This window comes from Janthinobacterium sp. PSPC1-1, assembly GCF_049897625.1.
In the GTDB taxonomy this organism is placed as follows: Bacteria; Pseudomonadota; Gammaproteobacteria; order Burkholderiales; family Burkholderiaceae_D; genus Janthinobacterium; species Janthinobacterium tructae.
In genome coordinates this window covers 723,508-740,596 of the sequence record NZ_JAFCWP010000002.1, presented here as the reverse complement: position 1 = coordinate 740,596, position 17,089 = coordinate 723,508, and the positions used below count along the sequence as shown (strand labels likewise).

14 protein-coding genes are annotated in these 17,089 nt (G+C 64.0%); 6 read left to right on the top strand and 8 right to left on the bottom strand.

Annotation, left to right across the window (positions count from 1 at the left end):
- The first annotated feature begins 35 nt into the window (after positions 1-35).
- Positions 36-1,379: an NADP-specific glutamate dehydrogenase gene (gene gdhA, locus ACP7EG_RS10840; protein WP_426087594.1), complete on the top strand. Its 1,344-nt coding sequence runs from the start codon at positions 36-38 to the stop codon at positions 1,377-1,379.
- Positions 1,380-1,494: 115 nt separating this feature from the next.
- Here the strand turns inward: gdhA and ACP7EG_RS10835 are convergent, their stop codons facing one another.
- The gene (locus tag ACP7EG_RS10835; RefSeq protein WP_096233711.1) at positions 1,495-2,052 is read right to left on the bottom strand and encodes a flavin reductase family protein; all 558 of its coding nucleotides are present in this window, start codon (positions 2,050-2,052) and stop codon (positions 1,495-1,497) included.
- Between the two features lie 160 nt (positions 2,053-2,212).
- Between ACP7EG_RS10835 and ACP7EG_RS10830 the strand changes: the two genes are divergently transcribed.
- Together ACP7EG_RS10830 and ACP7EG_RS10825 are read left to right on the top strand one after the other, a co-directional pair.
- Entirely contained in the window at positions 2,213-2,842 is a 630-nt protein-coding gene (locus ACP7EG_RS10830) for a head GIN domain-containing protein (protein ID WP_071079614.1), read from the top strand.
- A 43-nt stretch (positions 2,843-2,885) separates the two neighbouring features.
- A complete protein-coding gene (locus tag ACP7EG_RS10825) occupies positions 2,886-3,692 on the top strand; it encodes an enoyl-CoA hydratase (RefSeq protein ID WP_426087593.1) in 807 nt (268 codons plus the stop codon).
- Between the two features lie 134 nt (positions 3,693-3,826).
- Here ACP7EG_RS10825 and ACP7EG_RS10820 read toward each other — a convergent pair whose 3' ends face one another.
- The 5 genes from ACP7EG_RS10820 to ACP7EG_RS10800 form a co-directional block, all read right to left on the bottom strand.
- The gene (locus ACP7EG_RS10820; protein WP_426087592.1) at positions 3,827-4,564 is read right to left on the bottom strand and encodes an AIM24 family protein; all 738 of its coding nucleotides are present in this window, start codon (positions 4,562-4,564) and stop codon (positions 3,827-3,829) included.
- Positions 4,565-4,567: 3 nt separating this feature from the next.
- Positions 4,568-5,209 (bottom strand): AIM24 family protein, encoded by a 642-nt coding sequence (locus tag ACP7EG_RS10815; protein WP_426087591.1) that lies wholly within the window; start codon positions 5,207-5,209, stop codon positions 4,568-4,570.
- An 8-nt stretch (positions 5,210-5,217) separates the two neighbouring features.
- A complete protein-coding gene (locus ACP7EG_RS10810; RefSeq protein ID WP_426087590.1) occupies positions 5,218-5,871 on the bottom strand; it encodes an AIM24 family protein in 654 nt (217 codons plus the stop codon).
- Between the two features lie 123 nt (positions 5,872-5,994).
- Positions 5,995-9,159, bottom strand: coding sequence for a S8 family serine peptidase (locus tag ACP7EG_RS10805; protein ID WP_426087589.1), 3,165 nt, complete (start codon positions 9,157-9,159; stop codon positions 5,995-5,997).
- 1 nt (position 9,160) lies between these two features.
- Positions 9,161-9,976, bottom strand: coding sequence for an NF038120 family PEP-CTERM protein (locus ACP7EG_RS10800; RefSeq protein WP_426087588.1), 816 nt, complete (start codon positions 9,974-9,976; stop codon positions 9,161-9,163).
- Positions 9,977-10,416: 440 nt separating this feature from the next.
- Here ACP7EG_RS10800 and ACP7EG_RS10795 point away from each other — a divergent pair, with 440 nt between their 5' ends.
- Both ACP7EG_RS10795 and ACP7EG_RS10790 read left to right on the top strand, forming a co-directional pair.
- Complete coding sequence (locus ACP7EG_RS10795) at positions 10,417-11,325, top strand: histidine kinase (protein ID WP_426087587.1); 909 nt, start codon at positions 10,417-10,419, stop codon at positions 11,323-11,325.
- The gene (locus ACP7EG_RS10790; RefSeq protein WP_426087586.1) at positions 11,322-11,990 is read left to right on the top strand and encodes a response regulator; all 669 of its coding nucleotides are present in this window, start codon (positions 11,322-11,324) and stop codon (positions 11,988-11,990) included. Before ACP7EG_RS10795 ends, ACP7EG_RS10790 begins: the two co-directional genes overlap by 4 nt.
- On the opposite strand, the gene ACP7EG_RS10785 is transcribed toward ACP7EG_RS10790, so the two are convergent.
- Both ACP7EG_RS10785 and ACP7EG_RS10780 read right to left on the bottom strand, forming a co-directional pair.
- Positions 11,987-14,476 (bottom strand): TonB-dependent receptor, encoded by a 2,490-nt coding sequence (locus ACP7EG_RS10785; RefSeq protein WP_426087585.1) that lies wholly within the window; start codon positions 14,474-14,476, stop codon positions 11,987-11,989. The two genes, ACP7EG_RS10790 and ACP7EG_RS10785, sit on opposite strands and share 4 nt — an antisense overlap.
- Before the next feature lie 217 nt (positions 14,477-14,693).
- On the bottom strand, positions 14,694-15,155 hold the full coding sequence (locus ACP7EG_RS10780; RefSeq protein WP_070217690.1) for an Lrp/AsnC family transcriptional regulator: 462 nt from the start codon (positions 15,153-15,155) through the stop codon (positions 14,694-14,696).
- 99 nt (positions 15,156-15,254) lie between these two features.
- On the opposite strand from ACP7EG_RS10780, the gene ilvB reads away from it, so the two are divergent.
- Positions 15,255-17,015 (top strand): biosynthetic-type acetolactate synthase large subunit, encoded by a 1,761-nt coding sequence (ilvB, locus tag ACP7EG_RS10775; protein ID WP_426087584.1) that lies wholly within the window; start codon positions 15,255-15,257, stop codon positions 17,013-17,015.
- The last annotated feature ends 74 nt before the right edge of the window (positions 17,016-17,089 follow it).

Sequence of the window (17,089 nt, the reverse complement as noted above, 5' to 3'; positions counted from 1 at the left end):
TTGCCCAAATAACCGATTACCTCCATGGAATTCTGATGAAATACGCATCTGCTCACGAGTATGTCCAGCATGTCGCCGCACGCAATCCAGGTCAACCCGAGTTTCTGCAAGCCGTCACCGAAGTCATGGAGAGCTTGTGGCCGTTCCTGGAACAGCACCCGAAATACGCGGAACAAGGCTTGCTGGAACGCTTGATCGAGCCGGAACGCGTGGTGATGTTCCGCGTGTCGTGGGTCGATGACCATGGGCAAGTACAAGTCAATCGCGGCTATCGCATCCAGCACAGCATGGCCATCGGGCCGTACAAGGGCGGCATCCGCTTCCACCCCTCCGTCACCCTGTCCGTGCTGAAATTCCTCGCCTTCGAACAGACGTTCAAGAATGCGCTGACCACGTTACCGATGGGCGGCGGCAAGGGCGGCGCCGATTTCGATCCGAAGGGCAAGAGCCCCGGCGAAGTGATGCGCTTTTGCCAGGCCTTCGTCAGCGAACTGTTCCGCCATGTGGGCTCGGACACGGACGTGCCGGCCGGTGACATCGGCGTGGGCGGGCGCGAAGTGGGCTACATGGCCGGCATGATGAAAAAACTCAGCAACCGTGCAGACTGCGTGTTTACGGGCAAGGGCGCCAGCTTCGGCGGTTCGCTGATGCGGCCAGAAGCGACGGGCTACGGCACCGTGTATTTTGCCGAAGAAATGCTGAAAACGCGGGGCCGCTCGTTCGAAGGCATGCGCGTCTCCGTGTCCGGTTCGGGCAACGTGGCGCAGTACGCGGTGGAAAAAGCCATGGCCATGGGCGCGAAAGTCATCACCGTCTCCGATTCGAGCGGCACCATCATCGATGAAGACGGTTTCACGCCGGAAAAACTGGCCATCCTGATGGAAATCAAGAACCATCTGTATGGCCGGGTCAGCGACTACGCCGAACGCACGGGCGTGCGCTTCGAGGCGGGCCTGTCGCCGTGGCATGTGCCGGTCGACATCGCCCTGCCCTGCGCCACGCAAAATGAATTGAACATCGACGACGCGCGCATCCTGATCGCCAATGGCGTGCAGTGCGTGGCCGAAGGCGCCAACATGCCCACCACCATCGAGGCAGCCAAGGCGTTCGAGGCGGCCGGCGTACTGTATGCGCCGGGCAAGGCCAGCAATGCGGGCGGCGTGGCGACTTCCGGCCTGGAAATGAGCCAGAACGCGGCCCGCATTTCGTGGCCGCGCGAGGAAGTCGATGCGCGTTTGCTGCAGATCATGCAAGGCATCCATGCCGCGTGCAAGCAATACGGCACGCGCGCCGATGGCACCGTCAGCTATGTGGATGGCGCGAATATCGCCGGCTTCGTGAAAGTGGCCGATGCGATGCTGGCGCAGGGAGTGATTTAAACAGGCGGCCAGCGATTTGCGTAGGTCGGATTAGCGCGCAAGCGCGTAATCCGACGCCTCCGGACGCGTCAACAATGTTGTCGGATTACGCGTGGCGTTACCGCGCTAATCCGACCTACAACATTTCGGGTTTCATCAGGCTCTTGCGGCTGATGGTGCGGCCCGACACCATGAACTCGCCATTGCCCCGGTAGTGCAGGGTTTCGGGCAGCTTGGGCGAGGTGGCCACGTGGGCTTTCACGCACTCGAAAATGAAGAAGCCGCCCTTCGGATTGCCCGCCACCTGCGCCAGCTTGCATTCGAAGTTGGCGTAGCACTCGGCGATCAGCGGTGCGCCCACCAGCTCGGCGGGCTGCGGCGTCAGGCCGAAGGCCGTGAATTTATCCGTGTCTTCGCCGCTGCAATTGCCGATGGCGACCACCTGGTCGACCATGTCGGCCGTGGGCAAGTTGATCACGCATTCCATGCTGCGCTTGATCATTTCATAGCTGTGGTTCGCATCGGAAATGAAGCAGCCCAGCAACGATGGCGTAAATTCCATCAGCATGTGCCAGGCCATGGTCATGACGTCGCTCTCGCCCTTCCACGTTGAACTGACGAGCACCACCGGCCCCGGTTCGAGGAAGCGGCGGATATCGGCGACGGGATAATCTTCTTTGTGGTAATTTTTCATGCAGTCTCCAGGACGCGGTACGCCATAGCATAGCCCAACGGCGCCTTGCCGGGCGCGCGGCTGTCATCCGCGCCGCGATTTGTGCCATTCATCGCAAATTTCTCCCTCTCGGAGTACTTGCGCCCTAGAATACACTGATCAACTACTCAAGGAAACCGCCATGCGCCCTTTGTTCCTGTTGTCAGTCCTGTCCCTCGCTTGCCTCTCCACCCTCGCGCATGCCGACGAGCAAACCCGCACCGTCGGCGCCTTCAACGCCATCGACATCCGCGGCCCCATCAGCATCGAAGTGGAATCGGGCAAGGAGCAAAGCCTGCTGCTGCGCGGCGACCAGAAATTCCTCAGCGGCGTCATCACGGAAGTGGTCGATGGCGAGCTGAAAATTTCCATGAAGGATAAAGATATCAAGAAAACGGAGGGCGACCCGCGCATCATCATCACCATGCCCACCTTGCGCAAGCTGATCGCTGAAGGCGCGGGCGAGAAGATCTTGACCAAGCTCAATGGTCCAAGGATCGACATCAGCTACAAGGGCGCGGGCCGCCTGGCCGCCGATGGCCAGGTCGACTGGCTGCGCCTGAAGGCGCAGGGCGTGGGCGAAGTCGATACGAAAGCCTTGCTGGCGAAAAACGTCGACGTCAATTTCGAAGGCATCGGTTCCGTCAAGGTATATTCCTCGGGCGAACTGAACGCCGTGGTGCGCGGCATGGGCGAGCTGACGTATTACGGCAAGCCGAAGATCGTGCACAAGTCGGTCGCCGGCATCGGCAGCGTGAATGCCGCCAAATAAGATTTCCTGACAAATACAAGGCCATCAGGCCACTGGAGACCGCATGACCGCAACACCCGATACCCAAGATACCGATGCACCGCTGGTGCTGCGCGAAGAGCAGGATGGCCTGGTCACCCTGCGCCTGAACCGCCCCCTGCAATTCAATGCCCTGTCGGAAGCCATGCTGGCGGCGCTGCAAGAGGCGTTCGATGCCATCGCGCAGCAGTCGCACGTGCGCTGCGTGGTGCTGGCCGCCGAAGGCAAGGCCTTTTGCGCGGGCCACGATTTGCGCCAGATGCAGGCCACGCGCCAGCTTGATTATTATCAAACCCTGTTCGCGCAATGCTCGCGCGTGATGCAAGCCATTCAAACTTTGCCCGTGCCCGTAATTGCCCGCGTGCACGGCATCGCCACGGCAGCCGGCTGCCAATTAGTCGCCAGCTGCGACCTGGCTGTGGCGGGCGCGTCCGCCCGTTTTGCCGTCTCCGGCATCAACGTTGGCTTGTTCTGCGCCACGCCATCGGTGGCCCTGTCGCGCAATGTCTCGCCCAAGCGGGCCTTCGACATGCTGGTGACGGGCCGCTTCATCGACGCCGACACGGCTGCCGACTGGGGCCTGATCAACGAAACGGTGGCCGACGCGGCGCTCGACGACGCCGTGGCGCGCCTGGCGCAGCAGATCATGGCGAAAAGCCCGACAGCCATCCGCTACGGCAAGGCCATGTTCTACCGGCAGCGCCAGCTGCCGCTGGACGACGCGTATGCGTATGCGGGCGACGTAATGGCGCGCAACATGATGGAAGAGGATGCAAACGAAGGCGTGAGCGCCTTCCTTGAAAAACGGACGCCCAACTGGGCTGGGCCTTGAGTACCTGACCGAACCTACTGCGCGTCGGTATAGGCAGCCTGCGATGCTCACCGTACTTTAGTACGGTTGCGCTTCTCGGCTACCTCTCCCTTCCGCTCGCTACGGTTCTGTCAGGTACTCTGGACTTCCTAGTCTTAACGATTGTCCTTCATCTGCTGCTGGACGGAAAGACTCAAGGTACCGAGGTCTTCCTTGCCCAGCAGCGGCAAGTGCGCCAGCAGCTGCATCAGGGTCGAGCTGCCCGTCACGTCCAGCTCGGACGACTGCACCAGCACCGTGCCGGCGCCCGTGAAGTCGATCTGCTTTTCCTCGCCCGACAGGGTAAAACCCGTGAGTGCGCCGGCGGCCGTGGCCCAGCCCTGTACGTGGGCGTAATCGTAGTGATATGAAGGGCTGGGGCAATCGGCCCAGCCCAGCACGGCCTGCTCGTCCACGCGGCACGGCAATTCCAGGAAATGCACGGGGCCGTTCGACGAGGCGATGACTTTACCCGTGCCTATCATCGTCAGATAGCCGGGCAAGGTTGATTCCTGGCAAATCACATCCTTGGTAAAACCCAGCAGGTTTTTCGCGCGGATGGTCATGTTGGCGTTGTCCAGGTCGTAGCACGCCAGGTCGTTGCCGTTATCGCCCAGGATCAACTGGCCCTGGCCTTGCGCCACGACAAAGTGGTGCACGTACTTGGGCGCATTGAAGGCATTGCGCACGATCAGGTCGAGCACGCTGCTGCCCATGGCTTCGAAGCGCAGCTCGCCATAGAAGGCGATCATCTTGCCCTTGCGAATGAAGATCTGTTCCTTGACGTCGATGACATACGAAAAACGGTTCAGGTTATCGTTCTTCGGCAAGGTATCGGGGTTGTAAATCGTCATGGCTTACCTTTCGCTCGCTTGGATGTAGACCGTGCCCTGGCCCGTAAACTTCACCTGGTAGGATTCGCCGGACGCCTGGCCGACGAAGGTTTTCCAGTTCAGGTCCGTGACGATGGTCGAGCTCAGCTGGCCCGTGTGGCCGATATACGCTTGCGGGTCGACAAACACGGGCACTTCCGACGTGACGGGCAAGCCGATGGCATTGCCGTCCGACAAAATCGCCACTTCGCCCGTGCCTTGCAAGGTGGTGGTAAACAAACCCTGGCCCGAGGCCATGCCGCGCACCACGCCCTGCACGCCGCCCTGGTTGCCCAGGAACATGGTGCCGGCCGTCAGGCGCGCATCGAAGGCCAGCAGGGAATCGCTTTCCACGTAAAACGTTTCGCCGCGCACCGGCACGATGGTAACGAACAGGCCGCCCTGCGCGTAAAACACGCTGCCCGTGCCGCGCGCCGACATCAGCGCATAGCCCTCGTTTGTGACGGCGCGCATGGCCAGGCTTTGCACGCCCTGGCCCGCCAGGAAGGAGCGGCTGAACGCCACGTCGCCCTGGTACGACACCATGGCGCCCTTGCGCGCGAACACTTCTTCATTGCCGAGTTTGACCTCAAGCATCTTTTCATTGATCTGCTGATAGACAGGCATAACGGCTCCTAGCGTTCGGCGGGCTGGATGAACACCACGCCCTGGCCGGTGAATTTATGCTGGTACGATTCGCCCGAGCTCTGGCCGATCATGGTGCGCCAGTTGACATCAAAAACGAATTCCTGGCGGATATCGCCCTTGAAGCCGACAAAGGCGTCCGGGTCCACGCGCAGCGGGTGCGCCGGCGTCACTTCCAGCATGATCAGGTTGCCGCGCGATATGACGGCCAGGTTGCCATGGCCCTCGACGGTGGTGGAAAACAGGCCCTGGCCCGAGCTGGCGCCGCGCAAGCCGGCAAAGCTGGTACCCGTCTTCAGGCTGGTGTCGTAGGCCAGCAGGCTGCTGCTTTCGATGGTCAGCTTTTCGCCGGCCAGCGCCATGACGGTGATCTCGGCCGCATTCTGCGCGAAAAACACCGTGCCGCTGCCTGACGCCTGCATCACCTGCATGCCTTCGTTTGTCACCTTGCGCTTGAGTGCGCCGAAGATGCCCTCGCCGCCCAGCAGGGACTTTTCAAATTTGATGGCGCCCGTATAGGCGACCATGGCGCCGGCAATCGCCAGCACTTTTTCATCCTGCAGGCGCACTTCCAGCAGGCGGTCGGTATTGGTGCGGAAACTGGTCACGCGCGACTCCCCAAGAATGCCAGGGCACAAAGCCATGGCTATCCGACAAGATACCGGGGGCTTTGTCACCGCGCAAGCGCTATTCCTCCCGAACGGGGATGAGTGAATAAAAAAAAAGGCGTGCCCGGAGGCACGCCTTGCGCTCACGCAAAGAACGGTTTATTCAGCCAGCACCGGCCTGGCGCCGCGTGCGTTCTGCAACATCGGCACGGGGTCATTGGTATTGACCTCGACCACCGTGACGCCCTGCAGCACGCCAGCCACCTGGTAGCCGACGGCGCCCAGGTGACGCTTGCCTTCGGCCAGGTTGGACCAGCTCAGCGAGACAGTCGCCGTGCCGCCCGTGTAGGCCGTGCCCGGCATCAGCGCCTTGAAGCCGCCATTCGACAGGCCAGGCGCCAGCACCCACGACGACAGGGTGTAGTCGGCCTGGCCGCCTTGCGGCGCGTAGCCGATCACGCACACCTTGTACGTGCCAGCGGCGGGCAGGCGCAGTTCCACTTGCTCATTGGAACCTTCATTGCCGCTGCTGCCGACCAGCACATTGGCGGCGTTGTAGACCTCCATGTCCATGTCGGTATTTGCGCCGCCCGTCGTTTCCGCGTCGTAGGTGGCAAAGCGCGCCGCCAGGGTGCCGGCCGGGATCACCACGTTGTGCACGTTCACACCCGTGGTGCCGCCAGCCTTGCAGGCAGCCGATGCGGCAGCGCCGGTCGCTGCCTGGCCGATCGTGCGCGCCTGGCGCACGGCTTCGACGAGACCCGACTTGACGCCCACCAGCGCACCCGTGAAGCCCGTGCCCAGGGTCAGCACCTTGCTGCCCGTGGCCGCTTCGCTGCTGACCAGTGGAATGACGGCCAGCGAGGTGCCGCGCGCTGTCAGCGGGCTGCGTACCGTGTGCGTGCCGTCGGTCCAGCTCAAGGCGCCGTAGGTCCAGGTATTGGCTGGCGCCGTGGTGCGCGTCAGCTTGACCTGGTACTGCGCCCTGGCGCCCGGCGCCAGGTTCAGGCTGGTTGGCGTCACCGCCACCGTATAGCCGGGCAGGCTGGCCGAGACGTTGTAGACGGCGCTGCTGCTGCCCACGTTGGTCACCGTGCGCGTCAAGGTTTGCGTGCCCAGCACGTTGGCCGCAGTCAGCGACGCCAGATTCAGGTTGTAGGCAGCGATGCTGCCGATGGCCTGGCAGGTGGCGGCCGTGTAGACCTTCAGGTTCAAGCCGCACAGGAAGCGCGCATAGTCGATTTCCGACATGTCATACACGAGGCCCGGATCGGCCGCGCTGTTCGGCGCGATGTGGCCGGCGCCCTGGCCCCACGGCAGCTGGCCCGAGTTCTTCGCCGTGGCATCCCACGACACGGAACCGTTCAAGCCATCCGAATAGGTGCTGAAGGCCGTCGTCATCAGCGCCGACTTGATGGCCGCGGGCGACCAGTCCGGATGCTGCTGCTTGAGCAGCGCCGCCACGCCCGCCACGTGCGGGCTGGCCATCGAGGTGCCGGAATAGAAATCCCATTCGGCCGACGGCGCCACGCCACCTGCCGCCACGGCATCGCGCTGCGCCTGCGTCAGGTCGGCCGTCACGCCGGCCAGCACGTTGGTGCCGGGCGCCGAGAGATCCGGTTTCAGGATGTTCGCATTGGCCACGTTCGGCCCGCGCGAGGAACGGTCGCTGACGATCGGCGCCTGCACCGTGGTATCAGGGATGGTATGGATTTCGCCCAATGCCGCCGTGCCGTCGGGCGTCGCCGCCATGAAAGCCTTCAGCGCGTCGCCCTGCGTCTGCGCCAGGTGCACGGTCGACAGCGCATGCGCCTGATTGATGATGGTGTTGACGCCACCGGCCACGTTGGCGATGATCACGCCGGCCGCGCCCGCCGTTTTGGCATTCGCACTCTTGTTGACCAGCACGTTGCCGCCACGGTCGCACACCAGCACCTTGCCCGCCACTTTCGCCGGGTCCAGGTAGGCCGAGGTGACATCGGCCGCGCCGAAGCAGCGCAGCAGGTTGACATCCGTCGGCAACACGCCGGCCAGGCCCGCGTCGCGCGAGCGGATCAGCGGCAGCGCGGGCGTCTTCGCATTGCTCGATGCGCCTTCCAGCTTGCTGCCGTTGCTGAGGATGACGTTGCCCGCGTACAGGCGATTGTGGGTGGAATTGGCCACCGTCGCCAGCCACGGGCTGATGTGCGACACGGGCGCCGGCACGTCGGGTGCAGGCGTGGCCGGACCGGAATTGCCGCCCGACGTGGCAACGAACACACCGGCTGCCGCCGCACCGAGGAAGGCGACTTCCGTCGGCTCGTCGAAAGCGCCACCGCCCGCGTTCGGACCGATGGAGAAGTTGATGACGTTGACACCATCCTTGACCGCCTGGTCGATGGCGGCCACGCTGTCGGCCGTGGCGCAGCCGTTGCGCCCCGTCGAGGCAGCCGTCCAGCAGACTTTATAGGCGGCGATGCGGGCGCGCGGCGCCATGCCCGACGCCTTGCCCAGCGAGACGCCGTTCGAGGTGGCCAGGGCGCCATTGTTGCCGCCGGCCGTGGACGCCGTATGCGTGCCATGGCCGCCGTGCCCCGTCAATCCGGCGACGGAATCGCGCGGCGATAAAAACTCCGTCCAGTGCAGCGCCGACGTGGCGGCGCGGTAGTAGCGCGCGCCGATCAGCTTGTTGTTGCAATTCTCGGCGCCAAAGCCTTCGCCCGTCTGGCACGTGCCCTGCCAGCTGGCCGGTGGCGCGCCGTACACGACGTTGTTGCCATTGTGGCTGGGCACGCCGTTCTCGTCGAGGCGGTCGGCAAAGGCCGCGTTCTCGGGCCAGATGCCGCTGTCGACGATGCCGATGATGATGTCTTCACCCGCGTGCGCCTTGCCGCCCAGCTGCTCCCAGATGCCGCCCGGCTTGTCCAGACCCAGGAAGCTGGGCGTGTAGCTGGTGTCGAGCTGCAGGATGGAGTCGGCGCTGATGCTGGCCACGCCGCTGTTTTTCTTCAAGGCCCGCACTTCATCGTCCGTCAGCAGGGCGGAAAAGCCGTTGAAGACGACGCTGTACTGGTGCGTGATTTCAGCCGCGCTGACGGTGCCGGCCACGGCGGCCTGTTTGGTGTCGAGGTAGCTCAGGTAGGCCTGCACATCGGCGGCGCCCACATTGATGCGCGCGCCCGGGGCCGGCTTGGTGGCGGCCAGGCCGTTGACCTGGCCCGTGTAGGTGGCGGCCGGCTTGTCGACCAGTTGCACGATGTAGGAGCGGCGTTCCTGCGCCTGCGCAGCTTGCGCCAGGCTGGCGGCCAGCAGGAGGATGGCGAGTGAAACGGGACGTAATTTCATCTCACGCTCCTTGCACGGTGGAAGCTGCGAACTTGCCCGCGCGGCGGCGCGACAGCATGCCGATGGCGCCCAGGCCGGCCAGCATCAGCATGTAGGTCGACGGTTCCGGCACGGCGCTGACACTGAGGTTGTCGAGCGCGAACTGGCCCTGGTTGAATGCGGGCGAATCGAGGGAATTGCTGCACACGCCCGTCTCGTTGAAGATGCACGCATTGAAGGTCAGGCCCGTGAAGGCGTAGTTGCTGAAGCCGCTGAGCAAGGACGCGCTTTGGAAATAGTAATTGCCATCGCTGCCCTGGCCCGGAAACGCCCACGAAGTGCTGATCACCTGGCCGTTGCTCAGGGTACCGCTCAGTTGCAGCTGGCCCCACTGCATGTCCGGCAAGCCCGTGATGGGGGCGATGAAGGAATAGTCGAAACCGGCCAGGGTGAATGCCCGGTGGTCGGCGCGTGAGAAATTCACGCCGCCATCGTTGAGGATGGCCAGGTAGTTGCCAGTGGCGCCTTGCGGGCAGGCGGCGATATCGCACGACGAGCCCAAGCGGCCATCGAGGATGGCGCCCACACCGCTGACGCCGCCGCCGGCTGCCGTGGTCGGGTCGGCCAGGAACTGCAGCTTGTAGTTCGACGTATTGAGCGTCTGGCCGCTTTCATACACGTCGGGGCGCAAGTTATCGAAGCTCAGGACACCGGCCATGGCCGGCGCCGAGGCCAGCACGGACAAGGTGGCCAGCGCGGCAAAGACGGTAGAGCGACCGCGGGTAGCGGGCGGATTAACGATGGCGGGCGATACCCGCGCAGGTGATAAACGATTCATTCTATTCCCTTGATTGTTGTGGATAGATAGGTCGGCAGGTCTGGTGCCCGCTTTCAGCTTTTTCACAAAAGTGTCAATAAATATAGCAAATTGCATAAAATAAATATCATATATTTAATATCATTTATTTATTTTTTATCTAACTCTGCGAAACTTTGTTTTGTTTTACCTATGAAACCTTGAGGAATCTCAATGTTACATTTGAACAACAACTCATCACGCAGCTGACGTGCGCGCCAACGGGCCGGCCCAACTTCAGATAAGCTGGAAAACCGCGCTTGCAAAGCCATCACATCGGCGTCACATCGCGGTACACCTGTTCCATCCTGGAACACTGGTCTGTGCCCCTCCGTTCCCACAAGACGCACCTCTCGGACTATTGCACCGATGGCATGAAGCTTGCACACCAAGGGGATCGACCGTGCTCAGGGAGCAACATCATGGAACACTACCAACTGGCCGGCAGCGGCCACTCAGGCACGCGGCCGGCCTGGCGCAGCATCGTGTGCTGTGCGCTGGCGCTGGCTTTTTTCCTGCTGGCAGCCAGGCTCGACCTGGCCGAACGGCTGACGCATGCCCTCTGGCGCCAGGAGCACTGGCAACTCGATGAATTGGCCCTGAGCTTGCTGCTGCTGGTGCTGGTACTGGCCGGCTTTGCCGTCTGGCGCGGACGCCAGGTGGCCCTGCTGCTGGCGCAAAACCGCGCGCTCACGCAGCGCCTGCTGCGCGCGCAGGAAGAGGAACGCTGCGCGCTGGCGCGCGAGCTGCACGATGAAGTGGGTCAAGACTGCACGGCCATCCGCGCCGCCGCCAGCTATATCCTGCGCGCGCGCGATGGCGACCAGGCGAACGTGCAAGCCTGCGCCGCCAGCATCGCCCGCTCCGCGGAAGCGCTGCATGCGATGGTGCGCAGCATGCTGCGCCGGCTGCGCCCGCCCGTGCTCGACAGCCTGGGCCTGGAAGCGGCCCTGCAGGCGCTGTGCGACAGCTGGGCCCTGCAGCACGGCATCGCGTGCCGTTTCGCGCCGCAGGCCATCCCCGCCGACCTCGACGACAGCATCGCCACGGCCATCTACCGCCTGGTGCAGGAAGGCTTGACGAATGTGGCGCGCCACGCGGGCGCCGACCAGGCCACGGTGGAATTGCGCGCCGATGCGCACGGCTTGCTGCACCTGGCCATCGAAGACAATGGCCAGGGCTTGTGCCAGGACAGGCAGCAGGATCCCGGCTTCGGCATGTTGGGCATGCGCGAGCGCGTGGCCGGCTTGCGCGGCCATATCCGCTGGATCAGTGCGCTGGGCAACGGCTTGCGCATCGAAGTGGCCCTGGCGGCCCGGTGCGCGGCATGAACGCCATGCACAACGCCCTGCAGCCGATCCGCGTCATGCTGGTGGACGACCACCCGGTAGTGCGCACGGGCTACCGGCGCCTGCTGGAACAGGGCGGCGACATCGCCGTCGTGGCCGAGGCGGGCAATGGCGAGACGGCGTATGCCTTGCATCTGCAACACGCGCCCGACGTCTGCGTGACGGATTTGTCCATGCCCGGCATCGGCGGCCTGGAATTGCTGCGCAAGCTGCTCGCGCGCGATGCTGGCGCCCGCGTGCTGGTGTTTACCATGCACGACACGCCGCAGCTGATCGCGCGCGCGTTTGACGGCGGCGCCTGCGGCTTCGTCAGCAAGCAAGCCGACCCGGAACACCTGGTCGACGCCGTGCGCGCCGCCCACGCGGGCCGGCGCTACCTGGACCCGCACAGCGCGCCCGGCGTGCTGCAGGGCACGGCCAGCATGGAAGCGCAGCGTTTAAGCAGCCTGAGCCAGCGTGAATTCGAAATCTTTCGCCTGCTGGCCGAAGGCCGCAGCGCCGCCGACTGCGCCCGCCTGCTACACGTGAGCAGCAAGACGGTGGCCAACCACCAGACGTGCATCAAGGAAAAGCTCGACGTGCCCGGCCCCGCCGCCCTCGTCCATCTTGCGCTCCGTAATGGCGTCATCGAACAGATCCACCCTTAAAACACGTAGCGCAAGCCCGCATTCACGCTGCGCGGCGCGCCGGCCGCATAAAACGTCGCGTTGAGCATCGGATACGCGCCACTCACGGCGGGCAGCGGCCGGGCGGCAAAATTGCCGTTGGCATCGAAAGCCGTCGCCCCCAGCTGGGCCGCCGTCGCATATTTCCGGTCGAACAGGTTATTCACCTGGGCAAATATGCTCAGCTGCGGCGTCAGCTGATATTTGCCATTCAGTTCCACCACGGCATAGCCGCCGCTCTTGCCCGACCCCAGGTACGCTGGCCCGCCCGCCTGGTGCTGGTTGTTTTCATTGCCGCGCGCATAGGCGCTCGACACGGCCGTCATGGCCAGGCCCACCGTCCAGTCGCGTCCGCCCTGAACATCCACGTGGGCCTTCAGGATATGGCTCGGTGTCAGGGGAATCCGCTTGCCCGGCGTGATGACGATATTGCCTTCCAGGCCAGCTGCATCCGCGTCGCTGCTGCTGTTGGCGCTGCCGTTGACCACCTCCCGGCTTTGATACGTCGCCTGCAGCCAGGTGTAGTTGACGCCGAAGTCCAGCGCGCCCGTCTTGCCGTCCAGCGCCAGTTCCACGCCCTGGTGGCGCGTCTTGCCGAAGTTTTTAAAGTAACCAAATCCCGCCTGGTTGTCGGCCACGAACAGGATATCGTCGTGGTTTTCTGCGCGGAACACGCCCGCGCTCCAGCGGGCCATCTGGCCAAGCTTGCCGCGCACGCCCGCTTCCCACGTCTTCGTCACCACCTGTTTTAATGGCGGGTCGCCGGCCATGGCGTTGGGCAGGCGGCACGGGTTTTCCGGGTCGGCGCAACCGAGTTCGATGGCCGTCGGCGTGCGGCTGCCTTCGTTGTAACCGAGGTAGGCGCTCACGCCCTTCGCCGGCGCATAGGCCAGGCCGATGGCGGGATTGAAGCGGCTGAAACGGTGGTCGCCATCGAGCGAACCGCTGCCGCCGCCTGGCGTGATGGCGTCGCGGTTGCGCACCGTGCTGCGGTTGTAGCGGCCCGAGACAGTCAAGGTCAACGCTTGATTGAATGCAATACTGTCGCTCGCATACACGCTCCAGGTGCGCACGCGCCCGCTCAAGTCGACCCGGTTGTCGACGGGGGTGCCGTCGTCATCGATTTCCGTGCCGTCGGCAAAGAAGTCGACGGGCGTGATGCTGCGGTCCGGGTTCAGGTAGCCGAACTGGCTGGTCTGGCGGAAAGTGGCGTGGCTCGTGTCATAGGCGGCGCCGGCCGTGACGGCATGGCGCGCTCCCGCCAGGTCGGCCAGCACGGTGAACTGGCCGGAGAGCCCATAGTTTTCCTGCTGCGTATGGCTGCGGTTGAGCATGCCATTGCATTTTTCGGCCGGCTCATCGTTCAGCAGCACGTTGCCGATGCAGCGCCACTTCGGAAACGGCGTATTGCTTGCATTCGCCCCGCTGGCGGGAAAGCCCGTGTAGCCGGCCGCCGCCAGGGCAGCCCGCTCGGCCGCGCCGGGCTGGTAGACGGACTGGTCGAGCGACTCGTCGTTCAGGTCGCCATTAAACGTGTGCGTGTCGATCTTGCGGTAGTACACATTGCCGGACAAGAGCAAGGCCTCGCTGGCCTGGTGCTTGCCCGTCAGGTTCAGCAGGGTCGACTTGTTCTGCGTCAGATCGGGCTTGGTGTAGACGCTGCGGTAGTCGCGCGCCAGCAGGCGCTGTTCCTGCAAGCCGTTGCCCGTCAGCGCATTGTCCGCGTGGGCCACGGTCAAGGCGATATCGCTGCGCGCATCGCTCCAGCCCAGCTTGCCAAACACCTGGCGCACGTCGGACGGCGAATCGTCGCGCCAGCCATCTTCCTTGAAGCGGTTGCCCGTCACATACCAGTGCCAGCCCTGCACATTGCTGCCGCCATGCTCGAACTCGACGCCGCGCCGTCCATCGGAACCCAGGCGCGCCTCGATGGCGGTGCCGGGACTGCTCTTGCCATCCTTGGTCTGCAGGGCCAGCGCGCCGCCCAGCGTGTTCAAACCGAACAGGGGATTGGAGCCTGGCATCAGCGTCAGCGATTCGATGGCCATGCGCGGGATCAAGTCCCAGCTGACGACGTCGCCAAACGGCTGGTTCAGCCGCATGCCGTCGAGATACACAGAGAGTCCTTGCGGCGTGCCAAGCAGTGGCGAGGCCGTATAGCCGCGATAGCTGACGTCGGGCTGGAACGGGTTGTTCTGCACTTCGTTCACGACAACGCTGCCCAGGTTGCGGCGCAGGAAGGCGGAAATGTCGAGCGCGCCGCTGCGCGCGATCTGCTGCGCGCTGGCCGTCTGCACGGGCGCGGCCAGGGTATCGCGCGACTGCTCCATGGTGGGCAGCGGCATGCTGCCCGTGATGATGACGGTGGGCAAGTCGCCCGAGGTGGCCAGGCTGGCGTCAACGGCAAGGTCGGCGGCCTGCGCCTGGCACAGCGCCATGGCGGCGGCGGCAAATAAAGTCAGTTTCATGCGTATCCCCGTTTTTATAGTGGTTTTATTGCTGTCCAGTATCGGGCAGCCACCGGGGATGGGCTAGGGAAAAACTCCCGCCGTGCACGGAACTGAAAACACCTGATAAAACCGTAGCGAGCGGAAGGGGGGCGTGGCCGAGACGCGCAACTGTGCTTGAGCACAGTGAGCATCGCAAGCCATGCCCCACGACGCGCAGTAGGTTTGGTCATGTGTTTTAACGTTGCAGGGGCAAATAGCTCTGCTTCAACTGGCGCAACACAAAGCTCGACTTGCTGTGGCGGATGCCGGGAATTTTATATAAACGCTCGCGCAGCAGGCGTTCATAGTCGCGCGTGTCGCTGACCGCAATGCGCAGGTAGTAATCGTAGTCGCCGGAGACGAGAAACGCTTCCAGCACTTCCGGGATCATGGCCAGCGCGTGGCCGAATTCGAACAGGGCCTGGTCGGAATGGTCGTCCAGCGTCACTTGCACGATGACCGTGTCGGCCAAGCCCACCTTGGCCGCGTTGACGTTCACCGTGTAACCCTCGATGACGCCATCGTCTTCCATGCGCTTGATGCGCGCCCAGCATGGCGACGAGGTCAGGCCCACCTTGGCGCTCAGGTCATGCAGGCTGATGCGGGCGTCCTGCTGCAGGGCCGTCAGGATGGCGAGGTCGAATTTATCCAGCTTCATTCTGTTCTTTCACTATTTTGCAGCAAATTTTGCTTAAATTAGCATTCTATACGAGAAAACCAGCAGCCTTTTCTGCCATATCAGGCAGAAAATAAGGCCATGAAACCCGATCCCGCTCCCCTCCTCGCTCCCGCCCACGATCTTGCGCCGCGCAACGGCGCCAGCACCCTGATCGACACCCTGCTCGCCCTGGGCGTCGACACCGTCTTTGGCTATCCGGGCGGCGCCGTGCTGCCCCTGTACGACGCGCTGCACGCCCAGCCCCGCTTGCGCCATGTGCTGGTGCGCCACGAACAGGCTGCCGTGCACGCGGCCGAAGGCTATGCGCGCAGCACGGGCCGGCCCGGCGTGGTCTTCGTCACCTCCGGCCCCGGCATGAGCAATACCACCACGGGACTGCTCGACGCTCTGTGCGATTCGATTCCCGTCATCTGCATCAGCGGCCAGGTGGCCAGCACCAGCATCGGCACGAACGCCTTCCAGGAATGCGACGCGCTGGGCATTTCGCGCCCCGTCACCAAGTGGAACCGGCAAATCCGCACGGCCGACGAAACGGCAGCCGTGCTGCGCGAAGCGTACGCACAGGCCACGCAAGGGCGGCCCGGCCCCGTGCTGGTTGACTTTCCCAAGGACTTGCAGCTGGCGCAGGTCATCGAAACCGCGCCGCTGCCGCCCGCCGCTACCGTCGCCGCGCTCCTGCCCGACAATACTGACCTGGAACGGGCCGCCAGCCTGATCACTGGCGCGCGCCAGCCCGTGTTCTATGGCGGTGGAGGTCTCATTAATTCCGGCCCGGACGCCTGCGCCGCGTTTCAACAATTAGTGAAACTGGCGGCCGCGCCCTGCACTCTGACCCTGCTGGGCCTGGGCGCCTTTCCCGCTTCGCACCCGGCTTTCCTCGGCATGCTGGGCATGCACGGCACCCTGGAAGCGAACCTGGCCATGCACCATGCGGACGTGATCGTCTGCGTCGGCGCCCGCTTCGACGACCGGGTCACGGGCCGTCTCGACGCTTTTTGCCCCGGCGCGAAAATCATCCACATCGATATCGACCCTGCCTCCATCCATAAAGTGGTGCGCGCCGACGTGGCCCTGCGCGGCGACTGCGCCCCCGTGTTAAACGCCCTGCTGGCGCAGCTGCGCGGCCGCCTGCTGGCGGACCGCCAGCCGTGGTGGCTGCGCATCGATGGCTGGCGCGCGCAAGACTCGCTGGCGTTCGACGACACGCCCGAGGTGATCGCGCCGCAGGCGCTGATGCGCCGGCTGCAGGCGGCCTTGGACAGAATGGATAGCGGGGACGCCATCGTCTCCACCGATGTGGGCCAGCACCAGATGTGGGCGGCGCAGCACTTGCGCTTCGAGCAGCCGCGCCGCTGGCTCACCTCGGGCGGCGCGGGCACCATGGGCTATGGCTTGCCGGCCGCCATCGGCGCGCAGATCGCCCATCCCGAAAAATGCGTGGTGTGCGTCAGCGGCGACGCCTCGATTTTGATGAATATCCAGGAACTGGCCACCGCCGTGCAGCACCGCCTGCCCGTCAAAGTGGTGTTGTCGAACAATGGCGCCATGGGCATGGTGCGCCAGTGGCAAGAACTCATCCATGGCGGGCGCTACAGCCACAGCTACATGGAAGCGCTACCCGATTTCGTCGCCCTGGCGCGGGCGTTTGGCTGGCAGGCGCACACGGTGAGCCGGCGCGAGGAACTCGACGCTGCATTGGCTACCTGCCTGGCCTCCGAAGGCCCCTACTTCCTCGACGTGCGCGTGCATGGCGCAGAAAACTGCTTCCCCATGATGGCGCCCGGCGCGGGGCACCATGAAGTGACCCTATCCAAGGGAAAGGTGTACATGGAACGGTAGGTCGGATTAGCGGGGCAACGCCTCGCGTAATCCGACACCACCGGCCTCGCCAACGACGTTGTCGGATTACGGTC